A 20612-nucleotide genomic window follows, 5' to 3' on the forward strand; every position below is an offset into this window, starting at 1 on the left:
TCGAGAAATCTATATCAAAAGATTTCTCCATTTCGCTGCGCTTCAGTCGAAATGACGATATTAACAACCGGTGCCTCGCAATGACATATAATTAGATTATTATATTTTCTTTACCATTTTAAAATGCTGTATTCCTGCTTCTTCAAACTGTTCTCCCTCTGCTACGAAACCAAATTTTGCATATAAGCTCATGGCATCCAACTGGGAGTTTAAGTAGATATAATGAGCGTCTTCGGGTAAATCAGAAAGTGCCTCTGCAATTAAAGCGCGACCAACACCTTGACCTCTAAAATCCTTCAATACAGCAAAACGTTCTAATTTATAACCTAAATCTGTTTTACGCCAGCGGCAGGCGCCGCAAGGTTGCCCATTTTGTGTAGCGAGAAAATGAATGGATTCGTCTTCGTGTTCCCATTCCAGTTCGGGCGGGCAATTCTGCTCGTCTACAAACACAATTTTACGTATAGCAAATACCTTATCTAAATCTTCAGGGTGGTTGACTTTTTGAACTAGCAGACTCATTGTTTATCGTATTTAAAATGTTTATTGTTTATTAACTTAATCTCGTTTAACTCTTTCGCAACGTCGATGGAGTGCGAGCAATGAATATCGGCTTCTTTTTTTGCAAGCGTAGCAATCGTAACATAAAATTTATGCAACTGGTCCAATTCTTTTTCACTTAAATCTTCAATATCAACCATGCGGTTGCTTGCACCTTGTTGCGCAGCAATCAATTCATTTAACTTTAATTGGATGGCCTTTCCATCCTTATTCTGTGCTTTCTGGATTAGAAATACCATTAAGAAAGTAATAATCGTGGTTCCCGTGTTGATGACCAATTGCCATGTCTCTGAGTAGTTGAAAAGCGGACCTGTAACGGCCCAGATAATTACAATTGCTGTAGCAGAAATAAAAGCAATGGAGCTGCCTGTAAATTTAGTTGCAGCGTTGGCAAACTTCTCAAAAAAATTATTTTTTTTGGTATCGGTTTTAGATTTTGTCATCACAATTCGTTTGCTTAAATATAGCATAAAACAACCAAAAAGCGCCATAAGTTTTACAACTTAAGGCGCTTCTATTTAACTATTGAATAAATGATTTTGAATGACTGAATATTTATTTCAGCTAAAAAATCAGTCGATATTATAACTTATCGTTCGCATTAATACAGTTTAAATCTTCGAAAGCAGTCGTTAAACGCTTAACGAAAGTCTCTTCACCTTTACGTAACCAAACACGTGGGTCATAATATTTTTTGTTAGGTTTATCATCGCCATCAGGGTTACCGATTTGGCCCTGAAGATAAGCCTCATTCTTTTTGTAATATTCTAAAATACCCTCCCAAAATGCCCATTGCATATCGGTATCAATATTCATTTTAATAGCACCATAGGAAATTGCCTCTCTTATTTCCTCCTGAGAAGAACCTGAGCCACCGTGGAAAACGAAATTAATTGGTTTTTCGGCAGTTAAATTAAATTTCTCTTTAACGAAATCCTGAGAGTTTTTCAAAATTACTGGTTGTAATTTCACGTTACCCGGTTTGTATACACCATGTACGTTACCGAATGCCGCTGCAACCGTAAAACGCGGAGAAACTTTGCTTAGTTCTTCATAAGCATAAGCCACTTCACTTGGCTGAGTATATAATTTTGAGCTGTCTACATCGCTGTTATCAACACCATCTTCTTCGCCACCTGTAACACCAAGTTCGATTTCAATCGTCATGTTCATTTTCGCCATGCGGGCAAAATATTGAGCACAAATCTCCATATTTTCTTCAATCGGCTCTTCCGAAAGGTCTAACATGTGCGATGAAAACAACGGTTTTCCGGTTTCAGCGAAGAATTTTTCACCATGTTCTAAAAGGCCATCAATCCAAGGCAGCAATTTTTTTGCGGCGTGGTCGGTATGTAAAACCACGGCAACACCATAATGTTCTGCCAATAAATGTACATGTTTAGCTGCCGATACAGCACCTAAAATACATGCCTGCAACTTCTCATTATCTAAAGATTTACCTGCATAGAATTGCGCACCTCCGTTAGATAATTGAATCATAACCGGCGAATTTACTGCCTTTGCAGTTTCCAATACCGCATTAACCGTATTTGTACCGGTTACGTTAACTGCTGGTAAAGCAAACTGATGTTTTTTAGCCTGCTCAAACAATTCTTGAACGGCATCTCCGTAAATTACGCCTTTGTAGCCTTTTAAACTCATCTCTTGTTAATTTTATTAAGTCCGAAGTTATAAAAAAAAATAACATTTCATGCTTTTGTAACAACAGAATTATTTGCCTTACAATCAGATAAAGGCAATTTAGTGTAAAAAAGACATTATGCTTAGTGTAAAAAAAACACTCTTATAAAATATCCGAATTTTCAATAATCAATTTGGAACATAGTGAACGGATAATGATAGTTTGGTCATTGGAATTTGAGATTTGGTCATTCTTTGCAATTGGTTATTGGTAATTCTTAATCTTTATTATATTTTTCGTTTCTTTGCAATCCAATTCTTTAAAAAATTATATGGCTTGGTTTAAGAGAGAGAATAAAGGTATCATTACCACAACGGAAGAGAAGAAAGAGGCACCAGATGGCGTGTGGAATAAGTGTCCGAATTGCAAAAAACCGTTACATCAAACCGAATTACAGGAAAACAAATATGTTTGTCATTACTGCGATTACCATTTGAGAGTAGGTTCCAAAGAATATTTCGAAGTTTTATTTGATAATAATGAGTTTGAAGAACTTTTCGCAAACCTAACGTCAGGAGATCCTTTAAACTTTAACGATAATAAACCCTATACCGATAGAATTATAGAAAGTCAGGCTAAAACAGGCTTAAAAGATGCCATCCGCGCTGGCGTTGGCAAAATTGAGGGCCAGGATTTGGTGATTGCCTGCATGGATTTCGCCTTTATTGGAGGCTCTATGGGCTCTGTGGTGGGAGAAAAAATTGCCCGTTCAATCGATTACAGCATTAAACATAAAATTCCGTTCCTGATGATTTCAAAATCAGGCGGTGCACGTATGATGGAGGCTGCATTTTCATTAATGCAAATGGCCAAAACATCTGCAAAACTGGCTTTATTGAGCCAGGCAAAGATCCCATACATCTCTCTGCTTACCGACCCTACAACTGGTGGCGTTACTGCATCATACGCAATGCTTGGCGACATTAATATTGCAGAACCAGGCGCATTAATCGGCTTTGCCGGTCCGCGGGTAATTAAAGAAACCATTAAAAAAGACTTGCCTAAAGGATTCCAGACTTCTGAATTCGTTTTAGAGCACGGTTTCCTTGATTTTATTGTAGATAGAAGAGCCATGAAAGCAAAATTAGGCGCTTTTATTAAAATGATGAATAATTAAAGCCTCACCCCAACCCTCTCCAAAGGAGAGGGAGTTGCAAACTTATAAAAATTTTCAGAAAAGCAGGGCTTGAATAACATCGGTTATCTCAGTCCTGCTTTTTGCTTGTAGTACCGATTGGAAAAAAATCGTTAGCTACCGCGTCAATCAGGTTTAGATAATACGGGTTTTGTAGTTCTTGGGGAAGGTAGTTTAAACCACCCCGCCTCCCAATGTCATTAACTTAAGCTTTATTTTGTCAGTCTGAGCTTGTCGACGACCATTTAATCGAAAAAAAACACAAAATACTTGTCCTTCGACAGGCTCAGGATGACAAATTTTTTGTGTTTTCTTAAGTTAATGATATCGCCCCAGCCCCTCCTTGAAATAATGAGGGGAGTTGTAGCGTTAAAAAGATAGGTAAAGAAAAGTTTTTTATAGCGATTGCTATGAATACCAAGAAAAGTAGAAGCTGAATTCTGCTTAGATTGTCTAAAAATGTCTTAGGTGGTTAAAATATTTTGTTTGATAATACCGTCCTTGCAACATTTCCATTAACATCACCTCTCCCATTTCCTTATTCCTTAAATTAGCCTATCAATTAAGCGAACTGAAATGAATAAAAAACTACTATTTCCAACCTTACTCCTATTTACTTCCTCTTTTGCCTTTGCACAAGACAAAAAAGTAATCGACAACATCGTCAAAGAGGTAAACGAAAACTCCCAATTAGAAAAACTCGCCCATGAGCTTTTAGATGTTGTTGGACCGCGGCTAGTAGGTTCACCACAAATGAAACAAGCCAACGATTGGGCAGTTAAAAAATACAGCGACTGGGGCATTTTTGCAAAGAATGAAAAATGGGGCGAATGGCGTGGCTGGGAACGCGGCGTTACACACATCGATTTAGTTAGTCCACGGTTAAGAACTTTAGAGGGTACGCAATTGGCCTGGAGTCCTTCGACTAACGGAAAAGCGATTAATGCAGAAGCCATTGTTCTACCGGCGATTACAGATTCTGTTTCGTTTCAAAAATGGTTGCCGAATGTAAAAGGTAAATTAGTTTTGATATCTATGAACCAGATTTCTGGCCGACCAGAAAAAAACTGGGAAGAATTTGCAACGAAGGATTTGTTCGAAAAATATAAAAAAGAGAAAGCAGATGCTGCAAAAGCCTGGGCTGCAGGAATCGCAAAAACAGGTTTAAATGCTAAGAACCTGGCTTTAGCTATCGAAAATGCTGGCGCAGCGGGAATCATCATCAATAATTGGTCTCAAGGATTTGGAGTAGATAAAGTTTTTGGGGCAAATACGACCAAAATTCCTACAGTAGATTTATCGGTAGAAGATTATGGCCTGGTTTACCGTTTAGCCATAAGCGGTAACAAACCAACCTTAAAAATTGAATCTGAGTCTAAAGAATTAGGCCTAGTACCAACTTTTAACACGATTGCAGAAATTAAAGGCAAGCAGAAACCAAAAGAATATGTAATGCTTTCGGCTCACTTCGATTCATGGGATGCTGCAAGTGGCGCAACCGATAACGGTTCGGGTACAATTTTGATGATGGAAGCGATGCGAATATTAAAGAAATTTTATCCAAATCCGAAACGCACAATTTTAGTTGGCCATTGGGGAAGTGAAGAACAAGGCTTAAATGGTTCAAGGGCTTTTGTAGAAGACCATCCTGAAATTGTAGGCAACCTTCAAGCGTTGTTTAACCAGGATAATGGAACAGGTAGAGTGGTGAACATCGGCGGACAAGGCTTTGCAAAATCTAAAGACTACATCACCCGTTGGTTGGCGGCAGTACCGGATACCATTAAAAATCAAATCAAGACCAACTTTCCTGGCATGCCAGGCGCAGGAGGTTCAGATTTTGCATCTTTTGTAGCCGCAGGTGCTCTCGGGTATTCTTTAAGTTCTACGAGCTGGGATTACGGAACTTATACCTGGCACACCAACCGCGATAGTTATGATAAATTAGTTTTCGATGAAATTCGCAGTAATGTGATTTTAGCAGCTATTATGGTTTACATGGCCTGCGAAGACCCTGAGAAAACGTCTAACGAGAAAGCAACAGATCTACCTGTAAACGAACGCACAGGAAAACAGGTTACCTGGCCAGAGGCTAGAAAAGCAACACGAAAAGGCGGATTATAATTAAATGACAGATAAAAAGAGCATTCAGAAATGAGTGCTCTTTTTTATGAGATAATAATGCATCAGTTCTATTGTCTTAAGGATAAACCCACTAAAATGTAGGGACTTTTTGTCGCTCTAACTCAAAAGATTATTTACTGGTTTCCCATCATAGTAACGAATTTTTAGTAAGCTGCAGCAGTTAAAAAAGATTTAAACGATAGCGGGACTTGGGAGCCAAAGGGTTACTGCATTGCTTTTCAAATAGTTTAATGAAATAGATTGCTACGCCGTATTGAAAAATTTAGTTTTCAATGACGAGAAGAATTCTACTCTTCTTTTTTCTGGAATTTGTAGAATAAATAGCCCAAAAAAGGAAGTATTAAAACGCTCCCTAACAACAAGGCTAAACCTAAACTATAAATGGTCTTTTCCGGACCAAGGGTTTCAAACAGGGAAATTGCGCCACCATTTTTTAATCTGATGAAATTGGGGAAGTGTGCATAACTGATGGCTAATAAAATCATGGTTACCTGAAAACCTGCTAAAATTCTCAATACTTTGGTTTTGCCTTTAATTAAAAGATACCAAAGCAAAATCAGCGATAAGCTAGCCAAAATGATTGCTGTTAAGCCAACTGTATTTTTAAAAACCCAATCAATAAGTGGAATTTTATCAAATTGTGCGGCTATGAACACCATGGCACCGAATATAACGGCTGCAATATTCATATATTCCGCTTTTTTGATGAAACGGCGTTTATCTTGTTCGCTATCCGTTTCTCCAATAAGATAAATCGCAGCAAGAAAACCACAAAGCGCAACTGTAAAAAGTCCAACCGCGACAGAAAACCAATTGAGCCAGCTGTAAATGTAAGCCGAAACAAAGTCATTTGCATCAGTATCGATATGACCAGAGATTACACTGCCCGCAATAATTCCTAAGAAAAGTGGAGTGATAAAACTTGAGTACCTGAAGATTCGATTATACAGCCAATGCATATCATCTTTAATCGCATCATAATGGCGGAAAACAAAGGCTGTTCCGCGTGCGATGATGCCAATAAGCATAATCAATAAGGGAATGTGCAGATAAACAGACATCGTGGTGTAAATGTGAGGAAACCCCACAAAGAGAATAACGATTGCGATAATCAGCCACATGTGGTTTGCCTCCCAAACCGGGCCGATGGCTTGATACATGGTTTTCCGCGTTCTGCTTCTATTTTTTGTAGAGGTAAAAAGCTCTATGATCCCTGCGCCAAAATCTGCTCCTCCCAATAAAAAGTAAAGCAAAATACCCAAACATAAAAAAGCAATTACAACGTATTCCATAATATGAAAATGATTACACTGATTGGAGGATTACACAGATTTAATAAATGTCTCAATTGATCATTACGATTTAATCGCTGCTAGCGTGATTTGATTTGTCGTAAAGAACAGGCACCATTTTAATTTGGCGATAAAGTAAAAACGTTACAATGCAGCTAAGCGATAAATAAATAGCAGAGAAAATATAGAATGAGTATGCAATTCCAGGCATTGGCGTCACAGCGTCTTTAGTTCGCATAATGCCATAAATGATCCAGGGCTGGCGACCAACCTCCGTGACTAACCATCCTGCTTCTAAAGCAATATAACCTAAGGGTATCGCCAAAACAAACAATTTCAGCAACCAGCGCTTCTCTAATAGCGGTTTCTTCCTAATGAGGTTGACAAAATATATCAGTGAAATCAGGGCCAGCAATGTACCTATTCCCACCATAATTTGAAAAGCATAATGCGTTATCGCAACGGGAGGATGTTCATTTTCAGGAATTTTATCCAAACCCTGCACTTCAGCTTTGAAATCGCCATGAGCAAGAAAACTTAATGCGCCAGGAATTTTAATTGCGCCTTTCACCGTTTTATCTTTTTCATTTACAATGCCACCAATTAAAAGCGGTGCGGGCTTTTCGGTTTTGTACAACGCTTCCATTGCGGCAAGTTTTGCAGGCTGCCTTTTCGCAACATCTTTAGCAGAGATATCACCGCTTAAAGGTTGAAGTAATGCGCCTATGCAAGCAAAAACAGCTGCTATTTTAAATGCTTTGAGATGAAATTCCTTATTTTGATTCCGTAAAATCATGAGTGCATGAACGCCGGCTACGGCAAATCCTGTAGCCGTGAATGCCGCCAGGCACATGTGCAATGCTTGTGAAAACCATGCTTTATTGAACATCGCTTGAATTGGATCGATATTCAGGTATTTTCCATTTACAAAATCAAAGCCTGCCGGACTGTTCATCCATGCATTTGCGGCTACAACCAAAATGCCCGATGCTAGTCCACTTACGCCAACAACCATTCCCGTAAACCAATGAAACCATTTATTCAATTTATCCCAGCCATAAAGGAAAAAGCCCAGTGCTATAGCCTCTATAAAAAATGCAGTTCCCTCCAGTGAAAAGGGCATCCCGAAAATCGGGCCCGCGTGTTCCATAAATTTTGGCCATAACAAACCCAGTTCAAATGATAGCATGGTACCGGAGACAGCTCCTGTGGCAAAAAAAATAGCGACACCCTTACTCCAGGCTTTGGTTAAATTTTTGTAAACCTCATCATTTGTTTTTAGCCATTTGTAATGGGAAACGGCCATGAAAAATGGCATCACCATTCCAATGCAAGAGAAGATAATATGAAAGCCTAATGATAAGGCCATTTGGGAGCGGGCTGCTAAAAAATCATCCATATCTGATATTGGATTATGTGTAACACAAATATAACAGATAAGGCTTATGATATATTGAGTTTGGAGGAACGGTTTAGATTTATTTTAAATATAGAATGTTTATAAATTGAAGAAAAATTTAGACAAATTTTTCCGCAGGTTCCGCAGATTGATTTAAGATAAACTGAGGACAAATGAATCAGTAATCAATTAATAATGAACTAATGCCCAATGAACTAATGGCTAATAAGCCAATAGTACTATCGATGAAAAGAAATAATAAACCATTGTAAAAATCTTATATACCCTTCAATTCTTCGTATGCAGCGGTTAAGCTTCTTTGAATACCATCGCCCTGCCATTCTGGTGCATTTGGAATTGTAGTAGCTTTTAGGATATCTTCTTTGGATTTTCCCGCCTTAATTTCGCCACCAACATACGCCATAAGGTTTTTTAGGTATTCCTGATAAGCTTTTACATCCGCTTTTGTTCCCGTTACTTTCTCAGGGTCCAAACTATGCCCCCAAATAAACAGGGTGTCTTTATCGAATTGATTTTGAATTTTATCTAAAGCAGTAATCCAATTGCCGATGTGTGCACCATTTTCTCTATCAATGTAAGGAAACCTGCGGTTGAAAACTAAATCGCCAACATGAACGATGTTTGCATTCTCAAAATGGTAAACTGCATCTCCGTTTGTATGACCAGAACCATAATAATAAGCACTTATCTTTTCATCACCCACAGGTGCTTTCCAGCCGGTTCCGAAAGTGGTATCAGGCATCAATTGTTTATCCAAATTATTTGCTTTCTCTGCGCCTCTCTTCTGATTAATAAGTGAATTTTGATGTGCTACCACCTTTTCAGCCAAACCTTTAAAGGCAATATTTCCTGCGGTATGGTCGCCATGATGATGGGTGTTAATTAAATATTTGAATGGTTTTTCACCAAGTTTCTTCAATTCGTCGATTACATGAGGAGCTGATGCAGGAAATTGCGCATCGACTACAACAAATCCATTCGAAGAATTTAACCAGCCAATCGTTCCACCTTGTTCGGTAAAGATACCGACGTTATTTCTTAACGGTTTAAAATTATATGCCCTTAATATTTCTTGTTGGGCAAAAACGTCAGTTTTATAAATTGATAGCAAAGCCATTGCCAATGCCGAATTTTTGATAAAATTTCTTCTTTCCATTTTTAGACTAACTTAAAAAGCCACAGCATATAACTGTGGCTTAAATTTAATAATTTTTAATCGTAATTTAGGATTTACCTATATGCTCGAACCTGGCGTTGTACCTGGCTCATGACCTGGGCCTAATGAATTGTTTTTACGGTCTTTCTCTTTGTTAAATAAGTTTGTGCTTATTTTCGATGATTTATTTTCATCAAGCGTTCTATCTTCTTTGATATCCTCAGCGGTTTTATCGAGTAATTCGTTCTCAACGACTTTACCTTTTTCTTTATTATTTTCCATGGTTTTTCAATTTGATGTTTTAAGGGAACAAGTGTAAAATCATATTGTTTTCAATTTTGTTTTGGAAATGAATTAAACTTAACGAAGCTCATTTATGCAGCCAATTGCTTTTAACTTATTCAAAGAAATTTGAAGTCTTAATTTGCTTAACCTTAATCTGAAGGAATTTTGATAAGGTCTCGTTGAGAAACTAAAGATGACGGGCTTCTGTACTGCATCTATACTAGTTTTATATGTTTTTTGTATTAAGATATGCAAGAGATTGTGTCAGCAAGACATCCTTCTCACTTTCTTTTGGAGCTAACCAGCATTTCTACGAGCTTGTGAATACACTGCTTTTGTTGGAACAGAAAGCATGATTAACTTTGATGAATGCAATAAAATTGCTTCCAAAAATGCCAGCAAAAAAAATCCCAGATTGCTCCGGGACTGTTTCTATTTGGTTAATAATATGCTTTAGGCTAAAGCGTTTTGCTTAACTACCATTTTAACTTTTTCTATAACGTAGTCCAGTTCTTCTTTCGTGGTGTATTTGCTAAAAGAAAAACGAACTGACGGACGATTTGGATCAGCATTGATTCCATTTAAAACATGGGAACCGATGTTCGAACCCGACGAACAAGCACTACCACCTGATGCACATATGCCATTTATATCCAAATTAAATAATAACATATCGGCCATATCCATCTCCGGAAAAGATACGTTCAACACGGTGTAGAGGCTTTTATCTGCGTCGGTTTCACCATTGAAAGCAATACCAGGAATCTCCGAAATTAGCGCTTCTTTTAAATAATCTTTTAAGCCTTGAATATGATTTTGATGTTGTTCCATTTCTGCATAGGCTATTTCCAATGCCTTAGCCAAGCCTACAATTCCGTAAACATTTTCTGTTCCACCACGCATGTTACGCTCTTGCGCGCCGCCATAAATCATCGGTGGAATTTTAATATTACTGTTTACATACAAGAAACCTATGCCCTTCGGACCATGAAGCTTATGTGCCGCGCAAACAATAAAGTGTGCTTTCAATTCACGTACATTATGTACATAATGGCCCATGGTTTGAACGGTGTCGGCATGATAAATTGCATTATATTTTTCGCAGATATCACCAACTTTAATCATGTCTGTTAATGTGCCCAATTCATTGTTTGCATGCATCAACGATACAAATGTACGTTCGTTATTTTGAAGTAAGTCCTCTAAATGTGCATAATCAACGTTGCCTTTCTCATCGATATTAACAAAACTTAATTTATCAATTTCGCCATTTTTAAGCATCATATTTAAGGTATGCTCAACGGCATGGTGCTCAATTTTAGAAGTAATGGCATGCTTGATTCCGTAAGCAGAGATGCCACAACGAATGGCTGTATTATCTGCTTCAGTACCTCCGGAAGTAAAAAATATTTCAGATGGGGACGCCCCCAAAAGATTTGCAACTGTTTTACGGGCTTTCTCAACTAAAGTTCTAACCTCGCGGCCAAGCGCATGAATAGCCGATGGATTTCCGAAATAATTTTCCATCACGTTCTTCATTTCTGCAATTACTTCCTTATCTAAGGGCGTTGTAGCTGCATTATCTAAATAAACTCTCTTCATGCTAATTTAATTTAAGGATTTCTTTTATATCAGAAATGATTTTATTGGCTAAACTTTCGGCCACAGTTTCATTTTCGGCCTCGCTGTAAATACGGATAATGGGTTCGGTGTTAGAACGACGCAAATGTACCCATGTTTTATCGAACTCAATTTTTAAACCATCTATCGTACTGTATGGCTGACTTTTATATTTTTCTTCTACTTGTTTTAATAAATTGTCAATATCCATTTCTGGCGTAAGGGTAATTTTGTTTTTTGAAATATGGTATTGCGGATAGCTGCCTCGTAAAACAGAAATAGATTTACCGAACTTTGCCAGGTGCGTTAAAAACAGTGCGATTCCGACCAAAGCATCTCTACCATAATGCGATTCAGGATAGATAATTCCACCATTACCCTCGCCACCGATAATGGCATTGGTTTCTTTCATTTTGTTAACCACGTTTACCTCGCCAACTGCAGATGCGTTGTATTCAAAGCCAGCTTTCTCTGTTACATCGCGTAAGGCACGTGTGGAGGAAAGGTTTGAAACTGTCTTGCCAGGTGTGTTTTTCAAAACATAATCTGCAACAGCAACAAGTGTATACTCTTCGCCAAACATGCTGCCATCTTCGTTTACGAAACATAAACGGTCAACATCAGGATCCACCACAATACCTAAATCAGCATTTTGTTTCTGAACCTCTTTCGAAATTTCAGTCAAATTTTCGGGAAGTGGTTCAGGGTTATGAGGAAACTGCCCATTTGGATCGCAATATAATTCCGTAACTCTGGTTACGCCTAAAGCCCTCAGTAAAGCTGGAATAAAAATACCTCCGGTTGAGTTTACACAGTCGATAACAACTTTGAAATCGGCCTTTTTAATTGCTTCAACATCAACCAAGGGCAATGCTAAAACTTTATCAATATGTTTTTGAAGGTAGCTATCATTTTTAATAACCTTACCTAACTTATCTACTTCAGCGAACTCAAAACTTGAGCTTTCGGCTAAATCTAAAACCTCTTTACCGTCTAAATCGCTGATAAATTCACCATTTGCATTTAATAACTTCAAGGCATTCCACTGCTTTGGGTTGTGGCTTGCCGTTAAAATAATACCGCCACCAGCTTGTTCATCTGGCACTGCAACTTCTACAGTTGGGGTAGTCGATAAACCTAAATCAATAACTTCAATACCCAAACCCTGTAAGGTTCCGATTACCAAATTATTAACCATTTCGCCCGAAATGCGTGCGTCGCGACCTAAAACGATTCTTTTGTTTCCTGTTTTTTGTATCACCCAGCTACCAAAAGCAGCTGTAAATTTCACTATATCTATGGGCGTTAAGCCATTTCCCGCTTGCCCCCCAATGGTTCCACGTATTCCTGAAATCGATTTTATTAAAGTCACTTTGCGTATTTATTTGAAGCTCAAAAATAATAAAAAAAACAAGATAGCTGGTATTTTAGGCCGCCTTAGCTTGTTAATTTACATTGTTTTTATATCTATATATACGATATATTTAATAGAAATTCTGTTGCAGATTTTATCCAATCGTGTGACTGATTTGTCTTTTTTTGAAAAAGTATTGCACTGATACATCGGTTAAAGCAGTCCCGTCTCGTTTCAAAACCTCCGCTCTTTTCTCGTCTTGCATGTTTCCACTTCGCTGGGTATAGCGAAACTGAGGTTGTGGAAAAACAGATTTTCACTCTACTGTATAATCAGAAATTTTATGCAATAATGTTGCAAAAACTGAACCTAAAAACTACAGTAACATTTATAAAACGCTATATTTGCACCTTTCCAAAACAATAAAGGCTTTTTATGCAGCGCAAGTGGTTTCAATATTGGTTTAATTCGCCATATTATCATATTCTTTACCAACAAAGAAACGATGCCGAAGCCGAATTTTTTATCGATAGTTTAACGAATTATCTTAATCCTGAAATCGATTCGAAAATGCTCGATATTGCTTGTGGCAAAGGCAGGCATTCCATTTACCTAAACAAAAAAGGCTTTGACATTACCGGAATTGACTTATCAGAGCAAAGTATAAAATACGCCAAACAATTTGAAAACAGCAAGCTACACTTTTTGGTGCACGACATGCGCAGGCTTTTCTACATCAACTATTTCGATGTGGCTTTAAATTTATTTACCAGTTTTGGCTATTTTGATACTGAAAAAGAGCATATAAACGCACTGAAAACATTTAGAAAGTGTTTAAAAGCCGATGGAACTTTAGTGGTAGACTATTTTAATACTGAAAAAATTATTAGAAATTTAAATCATTGCGAGGCTAAATCACTGGATGGAATTACATTTAATATCACTAAAAATGTAGTAGATTGTAAGATCATTAAGAAGATAAATTTCGATGATAAGGGCAAGATATACAATTTCGAAGAGCGTGTTCAGGCTTTTAATCTCGAAGATTTTGAGCGAATGTTAACTAAAGCCGGAATGCTTATCAAGAAAACTTTTGGAAGTTATTCACTCGATGATTTCGACGAATCAAATTCTGACCGGTTAATTTTAATCTGCAAAAAGGCATGATAGAAAGCATACAGCAGTTTGATGTAGAGTTGTTTTTGAAAATCCACTGCGGACTTTCGAATGGCTTTTTAGATTGGCTGATGCCTTTAATGCGCAACCGTTTTTTCTGGTCGCCGCTTTACATTTTTATTGTGATTTTTTGCATTAAACAATATAAAAAACAAGGCTATTACATTATCGGTATGGCCCTATTTACATTTGCATTGGGCGATATCGTTTCATCACGCTTGATAAAGCCATTTGTAGCCCGGGTAAGACCTTGCAACGACTTTAGCCTGGCAAATGACATTATCCATCGTGTTCCCTGCGGAAGCGGCTTAAGTTTCCCATCAGCACATGCAACAAATCATTTTGCCATCGCTGTGTTCTTAATCGGTGTGTTTTACAGTCGCTGGAAACCGATTCTGCCTATCGGTATATTCTGGGCAGCGATTATAAGTTTTGCTCAAGTTTATGTTGGCGTACATTACCCTGTTGACGTAATAACCGGTGCTCTGCTGGGAACGTTAATTGGTTTTATCTGTTCGAGAATATTTAAAAAATTACAACCTGAATTTTAATGGAAGCTTGGAAATTTGCCGTACTTTTTTTCTGCGCTTTTTTAGGCGGATCAGCCATTTTTTTGGTTAAGAGTGATAAATCGAAGTTACTGAAACTGATACTATCTTTCAGTGGAGCATATCTTTTTGCCATTACGGTTTTACACCTCATTCCCGATGCGTATAGTGGACCAGATAAAGAAGAAATCGGAATCTTTATTCTTATTGGTTTCTTATTGCAAATATTTTTAGAGCAGTTTTCGGAAGGTGTAGAACACGGACACATACACAAGCATCAGGATGGCCAAGTTTTTCCATTCGGAATTATGATTAGTCTTTGTTTACATGCTTTTTTAGAAGGTATGCCACTTGCAAAAGATCAACATAACGAATTGATATTTGGGATTTCTTTACACCACATTCCTGCGGCATTTGCGTTAGCGAGTATCTTAATGCAAAATCATTTCAAACGGGGTAGCATCCTGATGTATTTGGCCGTATTCGCTATAATGGCACCTCTTGGCTTTTACTTGAGTATCGGACTAAGCAATGGAAGTATTGGCGGTATCGACGCTTATTTCAATAAAATAATGGGCATTGTTATTGGTATCTTCTTACACATTTCTACCACAATTTTGTTCGAATCCAGCGCAGACCATAAAATTAATACACGCAAAATGATAGCTGTATTACTGGGAATCGGCGTAGCATTAATTGGCTTTTTTGCAGGTCACTAGTTCAGTTGGCAGTTAACAATGCCCGTTTTGAATTAATGGTTTTTGATTTGCAGTCATCCGATTTAACCAGTTCAGCAATTAATCATTTCAAACAATTAATGTAATATCCGTTTTAAACGTTTAATCGTTTATATATTTAATCTTTACGAAAAACATCTGTAAATTTATATATGGATGAAATTGTAAATGAACCTGTGGTATCCTATCAAAAAAAGCATTTTTCTGTTGCAGAATACCTTGAAATGGAAAAAGCGTCACATGAAAAGCATGAGTATTTTCAAGGTGAAATATTTTCGATGTCTGGTTCAAGTACAAATCATAATCTGATTTTCTCCAGTTTGTTTGGATTTCTCTCGGTTAAGCTCGCAGGTTCAAAATGTATTCCTTTTGGAAGCGATATGAGAATGAACATACCAGAAAATACGCTCTTTACTTATCCTGATATTTCTGTGTATTGCAACGGAATTAAGCATTCTACTGATGATAAGGATTCCATTTTAGAGCCAACAATTATTATCGAAATTCTATCGCCGTCTACCAAAAATTACGATAGAGGCGGTAAATTCAAACTTTATCGAGACATCCGCACGCTAAAGGAATTTATCCTAATAGATTCTGAATCTGTTTCAGTTGAAGCTTTCTATCTGAATGGCAAACAACATTGGGAGCTTATTGAATACAAAGAAATCGGAGGTACTTTAAAGTTTGTATCAATGGGTTTCGAGATTTCGTTAGCTGATATATATAAATATATTCGTTTTTAAACCTCGAAAAAAAAACGAAATACAGCAGCGTCATTTCTTCACTTTCTTTATGCCATAACCCCATGGGCAATGTTTACATTTATTTTTACAACAATAGCCTCGCTTTAAATGATAGGTTTCGGTAAAAACCATCAATCCTTCTTCATTAAAATAAAAGTCTAGCCACTCTTTCATATTATCAGTAATTAAATTTTGATTGGGTGAACGGTCTTATCATTAAATTATTCACTCATTCAATGATTTTTTAATTCATTATCTTAATCTCCAACTTACCTGCAAAATATTCTTTAAGTTGTTTCCCATCTCCATGTAGCGTCCAAACCTGTTTTGGATCAACCTGCTCTATAGTTTGTAATATGGCACCCCAATCTACATGATCTGAAATGTAAAGCGATATGCCATTCTGCTGTTGTAGGTTTTTCCAGCCTGATGCAAAAGCCCTAACGACATTGATTGCTTTATGATAACTATGAAAAACCATTGGCGGAACAATATACACCTGGTGCTCCCGATTATTCTTCATCACTTTTCTATCGTACATTTTGTAATCACCGACTTTAATCCCATAATTTTCATAAATTTTAACAAATGGAATAATGCTGTGATGAACCATTACATTCTTTGTCGGGCAGTACTCATTTAACAATTGAATAATACGCTGACTTTTCCCTAATGCATAAGCGCCAAGCATGATGTTTGCATTGGTTTCATTTAGTTTTTTTATTTCATCGATTGGAGAGGGATGCTTAGTTTCAGGATTTGCAAACGTACTTTCCGTAATCAAAACATCGGCCTTAACAAATTCGAAAGCCTCGCAAGTGGCATCAGGTTCGATTTTATAGTCGCCGGTATACAAGTATCTTGTACCCTGATACTCCATTAAAACCTGTGCCGAACCTAAAATATGGCCTGCAGAATAGAAAGTAATTGCGACCTCTTTAATCTTAAAAGTTTCGTGGTATTTTTTGGTATGAAAATCTACCGCCGCAAACTTGCGGTAACGATGTTTCATGAAAGTTTCTGTTGCCGCAGTACAATAAACATTTTGGCTTCCACCGATTGCATGGTCGCCATGCGCATGAGAAACCACTGCTTCCTTTACAGGTTGTTGGGGGTCGAGATAAAAATCGCCGTAAACACAATATAATCCTGTCGGAGTTATCTTAATAAAATCGTCTAATATCATGACCAGGATTTGTGGGATTCAAGGATAACGCAGGATTTTAGTTCGCTAAGCATATCTGTTAAAAATATTTAAGATTATTCTCAAATCTGCGAATTAGCAGACACTTTCAAAAAGTGTTTATGCAAATCTAAAACTTTTTCAATGATAGAATGCGCCTCGTCGTTTATGATAAAATGATCGGCCAACTTAGCTTTATCCCCATCACTCATCTGCTTGTCCATTCTGGCTTTAACTTGTTCTGCTGTAACCATATCGCGTTGCATTACACGATTTATTTTAATATCGATTGGGGCAGTGACCAGGATATTGGTATTGCACATTCTATAAGAACCACTTTCGAATAGTAAAGCAGCTTCTTTTAGTGTATATGGAACACTCGCATCAACCTGCTCTTCCCATGAATCAAAGGCTCTGAAAACCGCAGGATGTACCAAAGCATTCAATTTTTCGAGTTCAGCTTCATTACTAAAAACAATGCCTGCAATGTACTTATTATTGAGTTGTCCATTTCCGAAATAACTTTCCTTACCAAAAGTTGATTTTATACCCTCAACTAGCTGTTCATCTTTAGCCATGATTTGCTTGGCCACAGTATCAGCATAAAAAACAGGTATGCCTAAAACCTCGAAAACCTTGCAAATCGTGGTTTTGCCACTTCCTATCCCGCCTGTTATGCCTACTTTATACATCAGTTTTCAACTACAAAATCAACTTTGGACGGACTTATTTTAACCAGTCTACAATAATCCGGAAACTCGGTTAGCTTTATCGTAAATCTATTATGATGCAAAACCGACCACTCCTCTGCATCAACCGTAGCTGTAATGAAGTCCTCATTAACCTGCTGAAAATAACTTAAGGCCACCAAAAAGGTAACTTTTACTTTTTTGGGATATAACCGAATGTTACTATAGTGCCGGTTGTTTATTATCTTCAATGGGATTTCCAGTGTCTTCTCTGTAAATTCATCCACAGGCAATTTAACTTCAATTGCTGAGGGTAGTATACTTACATTTTTATGCATGCTGTGTTGCATATTAACGCGAACAGTGGTCGTATTCTGAACTTTATCCAGCTTTAAAGTCTCAGTAGGCAAGGTAGTAATTTTATCCAGCTCCTCTTTCGGCCCGGTAACCATAACATATTTAGGATTCAGTTTTATCTCACTAGCCACGCCATATTGCTTAACAAAATCTATTTTTTGATTTAACTTTACGGGAACTTTTTTGACTGTTCGTTTAGTGAAATCAAAATAAAGCGTATCTGGTTTTACGGAGATAACTTTTTGTGTACTTTCTAATTGTTTGTTTATATTGTATAACTGATCGGAAAAAACAACAAATTCCTTTGTATTCAATTGATTTAAACTTACCGAAATGGATTGCGGGTTAATCCTTAGTCTCGCAAAAAGCAATTGCCACCCCGTTCCTTCGACCTGCAAATCAACCGTATCTGATTGTAAAGGATGAAATGCGCGCCACTGTGGAAAATTTTTATATATTAAAACAGTTTTAGCCGTATACACATATTTATTGCTCAAGGCCATAAAAAACCACGAAGCTATAGCCAATAATAAACAAGCCAATAAACTGAGTACACGCCGTCTCTCTATTTTTGTTAATTTAACAAAGGGCATAATTAAAATAAAATGTCATTTAATCAAATGTAGTAAAACAAAAACAGTCTCGAAAACATTCGAGACTGCTCTTTAATACATTCCTTGAATTTGATTATGCTTTGGGCGGAGTTGTTGATGCTTTTGTCGCATCCAGGGAAATTGCAGATTTATCGAATCTGATCTTACCCCCACCTTCAGTTTCTATCAGAAAAGTTGTGTCATTTGCACCAACAATTTTACCGTGAATACCCGCTGTAGTCACAATTTTGTCGCCAATGCCAAGTTCAGCAACTAATTTTTTATGGTCTTTTGCTTTTTTAACCTGCGGACGAATCATAAAAAAATAGAAAACAACCATGATTAATACCATAGGTACGATTGTTCCCAACATACCACCGCCTGCTGCTTGTAAGATTACTGTTGATATCATTTTTATTTATTTGTTTTGAATTAGTTATCATTAATTAATTGATAATCAATTATCAATCGATTTATTTTTTCTCGAGTACCTCACCTACCAGGTGAACTGTACCCGTATTCGGATTTGCATTTGAGGTTACCGTAACCACTTTATCCTGCATACCCAATTTACCCTCGCTGTTGAATACCACCTTGATAACTCCCTCTTTACCTGGCAAAATTGGCTCTTTTGGTATTTCCGGAACTGTACAACCACAAGTCGCAGTTGCGTTTGAAATAATCAAAGGACTCTTACCCGTATTTCTGAATTTAAATTCGTGCTGAACTTTTTCACCCTGTTCAATTTTTTCAAAATCATAAATATCTCTTTCGAAAGTAACAACCGCCGCATCAGTAGGTGCGACTTTTGAAGCTGTATTTCCAACAGAAACCGTCGAAGTTTCAGGAGCACTATTGTTTGCATTTCGGCAAGCTGTAAACGATAGTACAGCGATTGCAATTATAAATACGCTTTTCATTTTACTCTTCAATTAATCCGCGACCAATTTTCTTAATTGTATTGGTTTTCTTCAGGTCGCCTAAAATTTTGTCTAAAATACCGTTAATAAACGAATTACTTTTCGGCGTACTGTAATCTTTTGATAACTCTAAATATTCGTTAATGGTCACTTTTACCGGAATAGATGGAAAATTCAAAAGTTCGCAAATGGCCATTTTCATCAGAATCGTATCCATTAAAGCAATGCGCTCCGATTCCCAGTTTTTCGTTCTGTCGGCAATCATTTCCTGATATTTTGCATCGTTTTGCAACGTATAAACAAATAAATCCTGAACGAATTTGCTGTCTTCTACCCAATCTGCACTAATTTCGGTAAGCTTATTTTTAAATGGATCATCCGAAGAAAAGTTCTTCAAAGTTTTAGCCACCATGCCTTTCATCACTTCATGATCGACCTGCCAGTTTATGAATTTTTCTTCAAAAACCTGAATAATGGCCTGATTTTTCAAGATAATTTTTCTGAAGATGTATTTAATAATATCTTTTGACGACTCTAAACTTTCATTCGGATCTGCGAGGTATTCGGCATATTCTTTAGATGCCTTTAAAGAACTATAAACTGTTTTACGTATTTCAGGATCGAAACCCCAGTCTACCTTATATTTCTTAATTGCCGATACATATTCCGGATTTTGTTGCATTAAAACACTGAATTTGTTATGCAGCAATTTCATATTCGGATTGATGTCGTCTGCAGTTTTAATGTACTTGTTTGCACGTTCTGCGGCGTCGTTGGCAGTAAATTCGGTAACTTCTACCATTAGAGAGAGCATCCATATGTACATTTCGTATACACTATCGATACTTTGCATTAAAGTTTTGAGGTCGCCTTTAATGTCTTTCTTGTCTGCCATGTGCCAAGCAAAAATGTTTTGCAAAGCTTTAATTCTTAAGTGCCTTCTATTTAACATGAATGTAAGAACGAGTGTGGTTTATAAACCGGTTAATAAAT

The 20612-nt window shown here is 37.2% G+C and carries 22 protein-coding genes; 6 read left to right on the plus strand and 16 right to left on the minus strand.

Translation table 11 applies throughout. The annotated features are described in order from the left end of the window. Positions 1-99 precede the first annotated feature (99 nt). From ASF92_RS08195 to fbaA, 3 genes are all read right to left on the minus strand, one after another. A complete protein-coding gene (locus ASF92_RS08195) occupies positions 100-522 on the minus strand; it encodes a GNAT family N-acetyltransferase (RefSeq protein ID WP_056090626.1) in 423 nt (140 codons plus the stop codon). Beyond that, the gene (locus ASF92_RS08200) at positions 519-1004 is read right to left on the minus strand and encodes a low affinity iron permease family protein (protein ID WP_056090629.1); all 486 of its coding nucleotides are present in this window, start codon (positions 1002-1004) and stop codon (positions 519-521) included. The genes ASF92_RS08195 and ASF92_RS08200 overlap by 4 nt, the downstream gene beginning before the upstream one ends. Before the next feature lie 139 nt (positions 1005-1143). Then, on the minus strand, positions 1144-2223 hold the full coding sequence (gene fbaA / locus ASF92_RS08205) for a class II fructose-bisphosphate aldolase (RefSeq protein WP_056090632.1): 1080 nt from the start codon (positions 2221-2223) through the stop codon (positions 1144-1146). 311 nt (positions 2224-2534) lie between these two features. On the opposite strand from fbaA, the gene accD reads away from it, so the two are divergent. Continuing rightward, positions 2535-3380: an acetyl-CoA carboxylase, carboxyltransferase subunit beta gene (accD, locus tag ASF92_RS08210; protein ID WP_056090635.1), complete on the plus strand. Its 846-nt coding sequence runs from the start codon at positions 2535-2537 to the stop codon at positions 3378-3380. A 594-nt stretch (positions 3381-3974) separates the two neighbouring features. Then, on the plus strand, positions 3975-5522 hold the full coding sequence (locus ASF92_RS08215; protein WP_056090637.1) for a M20/M25/M40 family metallo-hydrolase: 1548 nt from the start codon (positions 3975-3977) through the stop codon (positions 5520-5522). A 308-nt stretch (positions 5523-5830) separates the two neighbouring features. Here ASF92_RS08215 and ASF92_RS08220 read toward each other — a convergent pair whose 3' ends face one another. The 6 genes from ASF92_RS08220 to glmM all read right to left on the minus strand — a co-directional run bounded on the left by ASF92_RS08220 (position 5831) and on the right by glmM (position 12688). Continuing rightward, entirely contained in the window at positions 5831-6835 is a 1005-nt protein-coding gene (locus ASF92_RS08220) for a cytochrome d ubiquinol oxidase subunit II (protein ID WP_056090642.1), read from the minus strand. 70 nt (positions 6836-6905) lie between these two features. After that, positions 6906-8234, minus strand: coding sequence for a cytochrome ubiquinol oxidase subunit I (locus tag ASF92_RS08225; RefSeq protein WP_056090645.1), 1329 nt, complete (start codon positions 8232-8234; stop codon positions 6906-6908). Between the two features lie 277 nt (positions 8235-8511). After that, on the minus strand, positions 8512-9411 hold the full coding sequence (locus ASF92_RS08230; RefSeq protein WP_056090648.1) for an MBL fold metallo-hydrolase: 900 nt from the start codon (positions 9409-9411) through the stop codon (positions 8512-8514). Positions 9412-9489: 78 nt separating this feature from the next. Further along, the gene (locus ASF92_RS08235; protein ID WP_056090651.1) at positions 9490-9693 is read right to left on the minus strand and encodes a hypothetical protein; all 204 of its coding nucleotides are present in this window, start codon (positions 9691-9693) and stop codon (positions 9490-9492) included. 456 nt (positions 9694-10149) lie between these two features. Next, positions 10150-11298 (minus strand): cysteine desulfurase family protein, encoded by a 1149-nt coding sequence (locus ASF92_RS08240; RefSeq protein ID WP_056090654.1) that lies wholly within the window; start codon positions 11296-11298, stop codon positions 10150-10152. Between the two features lies 1 nt (position 11299). Continuing rightward, positions 11300-12688: a phosphoglucosamine mutase gene (gene glmM / locus ASF92_RS08245; RefSeq protein WP_056090659.1), complete on the minus strand. Its 1389-nt coding sequence runs from the start codon at positions 12686-12688 to the stop codon at positions 11300-11302. A 417-nt stretch (positions 12689-13105) separates the two neighbouring features. On the opposite strand from glmM, the gene ASF92_RS08250 reads away from it, so the two are divergent. The 4 genes from ASF92_RS08250 to ASF92_RS08265 all read left to right on the plus strand — a co-directional run bounded on the left by ASF92_RS08250 (position 13106) and on the right by ASF92_RS08265 (position 15877). Next, positions 13106-13837, plus strand: a complete 732-nt coding sequence (locus ASF92_RS08250; protein ID WP_056090662.1) for a bifunctional 2-polyprenyl-6-hydroxyphenol methylase/3-demethylubiquinol 3-O-methyltransferase UbiG — start codon at positions 13106-13108, stop codon at positions 13835-13837. After that, positions 13834-14397, plus strand: a complete 564-nt coding sequence (locus ASF92_RS08255; protein WP_056090665.1) for a phosphatase PAP2 family protein — start codon at positions 13834-13836, stop codon at positions 14395-14397. The genes ASF92_RS08250 and ASF92_RS08255 overlap by 4 nt, the downstream gene beginning before the upstream one ends. Continuing rightward, positions 14397-15113, plus strand: a complete 717-nt coding sequence (locus ASF92_RS08260; protein WP_056090668.1) for a ZIP family metal transporter — start codon at positions 14397-14399, stop codon at positions 15111-15113. Before ASF92_RS08255 ends, ASF92_RS08260 begins: the two co-directional genes overlap by 1 nt. Positions 15114-15283: 170 nt before the next feature. Next, positions 15284-15877 carry a Uma2 family endonuclease gene (locus ASF92_RS08265; protein ID WP_056090670.1) on the plus strand — a complete coding sequence of 198 codons (594 nt, stop codon included), beginning with the start codon at positions 15284-15286 and terminating at the stop codon, positions 15875-15877. 30 nt (positions 15878-15907) lie between these two features. Here the strand turns inward: ASF92_RS08265 and ASF92_RS21200 are convergent, their stop codons facing one another. The 7 genes from ASF92_RS21200 to nusB form a co-directional block, all read right to left on the minus strand. Beyond that, a complete protein-coding gene (locus tag ASF92_RS21200; RefSeq protein ID WP_197413248.1) occupies positions 15908-16051 on the minus strand; it encodes a DUF5522 domain-containing protein in 144 nt (47 codons plus the stop codon). Positions 16052-16121: 70 nt separating this feature from the next. Then, positions 16122-17063 carry an MBL fold metallo-hydrolase gene (locus ASF92_RS08270; RefSeq protein WP_056090673.1) on the minus strand — a complete coding sequence of 314 codons (942 nt, stop codon included), beginning with the start codon at positions 17061-17063 and terminating at the stop codon, positions 16122-16124. Positions 17064-17143: 80 nt separating this feature from the next. After that, positions 17144-17752, minus strand: coding sequence for a dephospho-CoA kinase (gene coaE / locus ASF92_RS08275; RefSeq protein ID WP_056090676.1), 609 nt, complete (start codon positions 17750-17752; stop codon positions 17144-17146). Further along, the gene (locus ASF92_RS08280) at positions 17752-18699 is read right to left on the minus strand and encodes a CdaR family protein (protein WP_056090681.1); all 948 of its coding nucleotides are present in this window, start codon (positions 18697-18699) and stop codon (positions 17752-17754) included. Before ASF92_RS08280 ends, coaE begins: the two co-directional genes overlap by 1 nt. 94 nt (positions 18700-18793) lie before the next feature. Next, complete coding sequence (yajC, locus tag ASF92_RS08285) at positions 18794-19111, minus strand: preprotein translocase subunit YajC (protein WP_056090684.1); 318 nt, start codon at positions 19109-19111, stop codon at positions 18794-18796. Between the two features lie 61 nt (positions 19112-19172). Continuing rightward, positions 19173-19619, minus strand: coding sequence for a DUF1573 domain-containing protein (locus tag ASF92_RS08290; RefSeq protein WP_056090688.1), 447 nt, complete (start codon positions 19617-19619; stop codon positions 19173-19175). Between the two features lies 1 nt (position 19620). Continuing rightward, entirely contained in the window at positions 19621-20571 is a 951-nt protein-coding gene (gene nusB, locus ASF92_RS08295; protein ID WP_056090691.1) for a transcription antitermination factor NusB, read from the minus strand. Positions 20572-20612: the final 41 nt, after the last annotated feature.

The sequence above is a fragment of the Pedobacter sp. Leaf176 genome (assembly GCF_001424305.1).
Classification (GTDB): domain Bacteria; phylum Bacteroidota; class Bacteroidia; order Sphingobacteriales; family Sphingobacteriaceae; genus Pedobacter.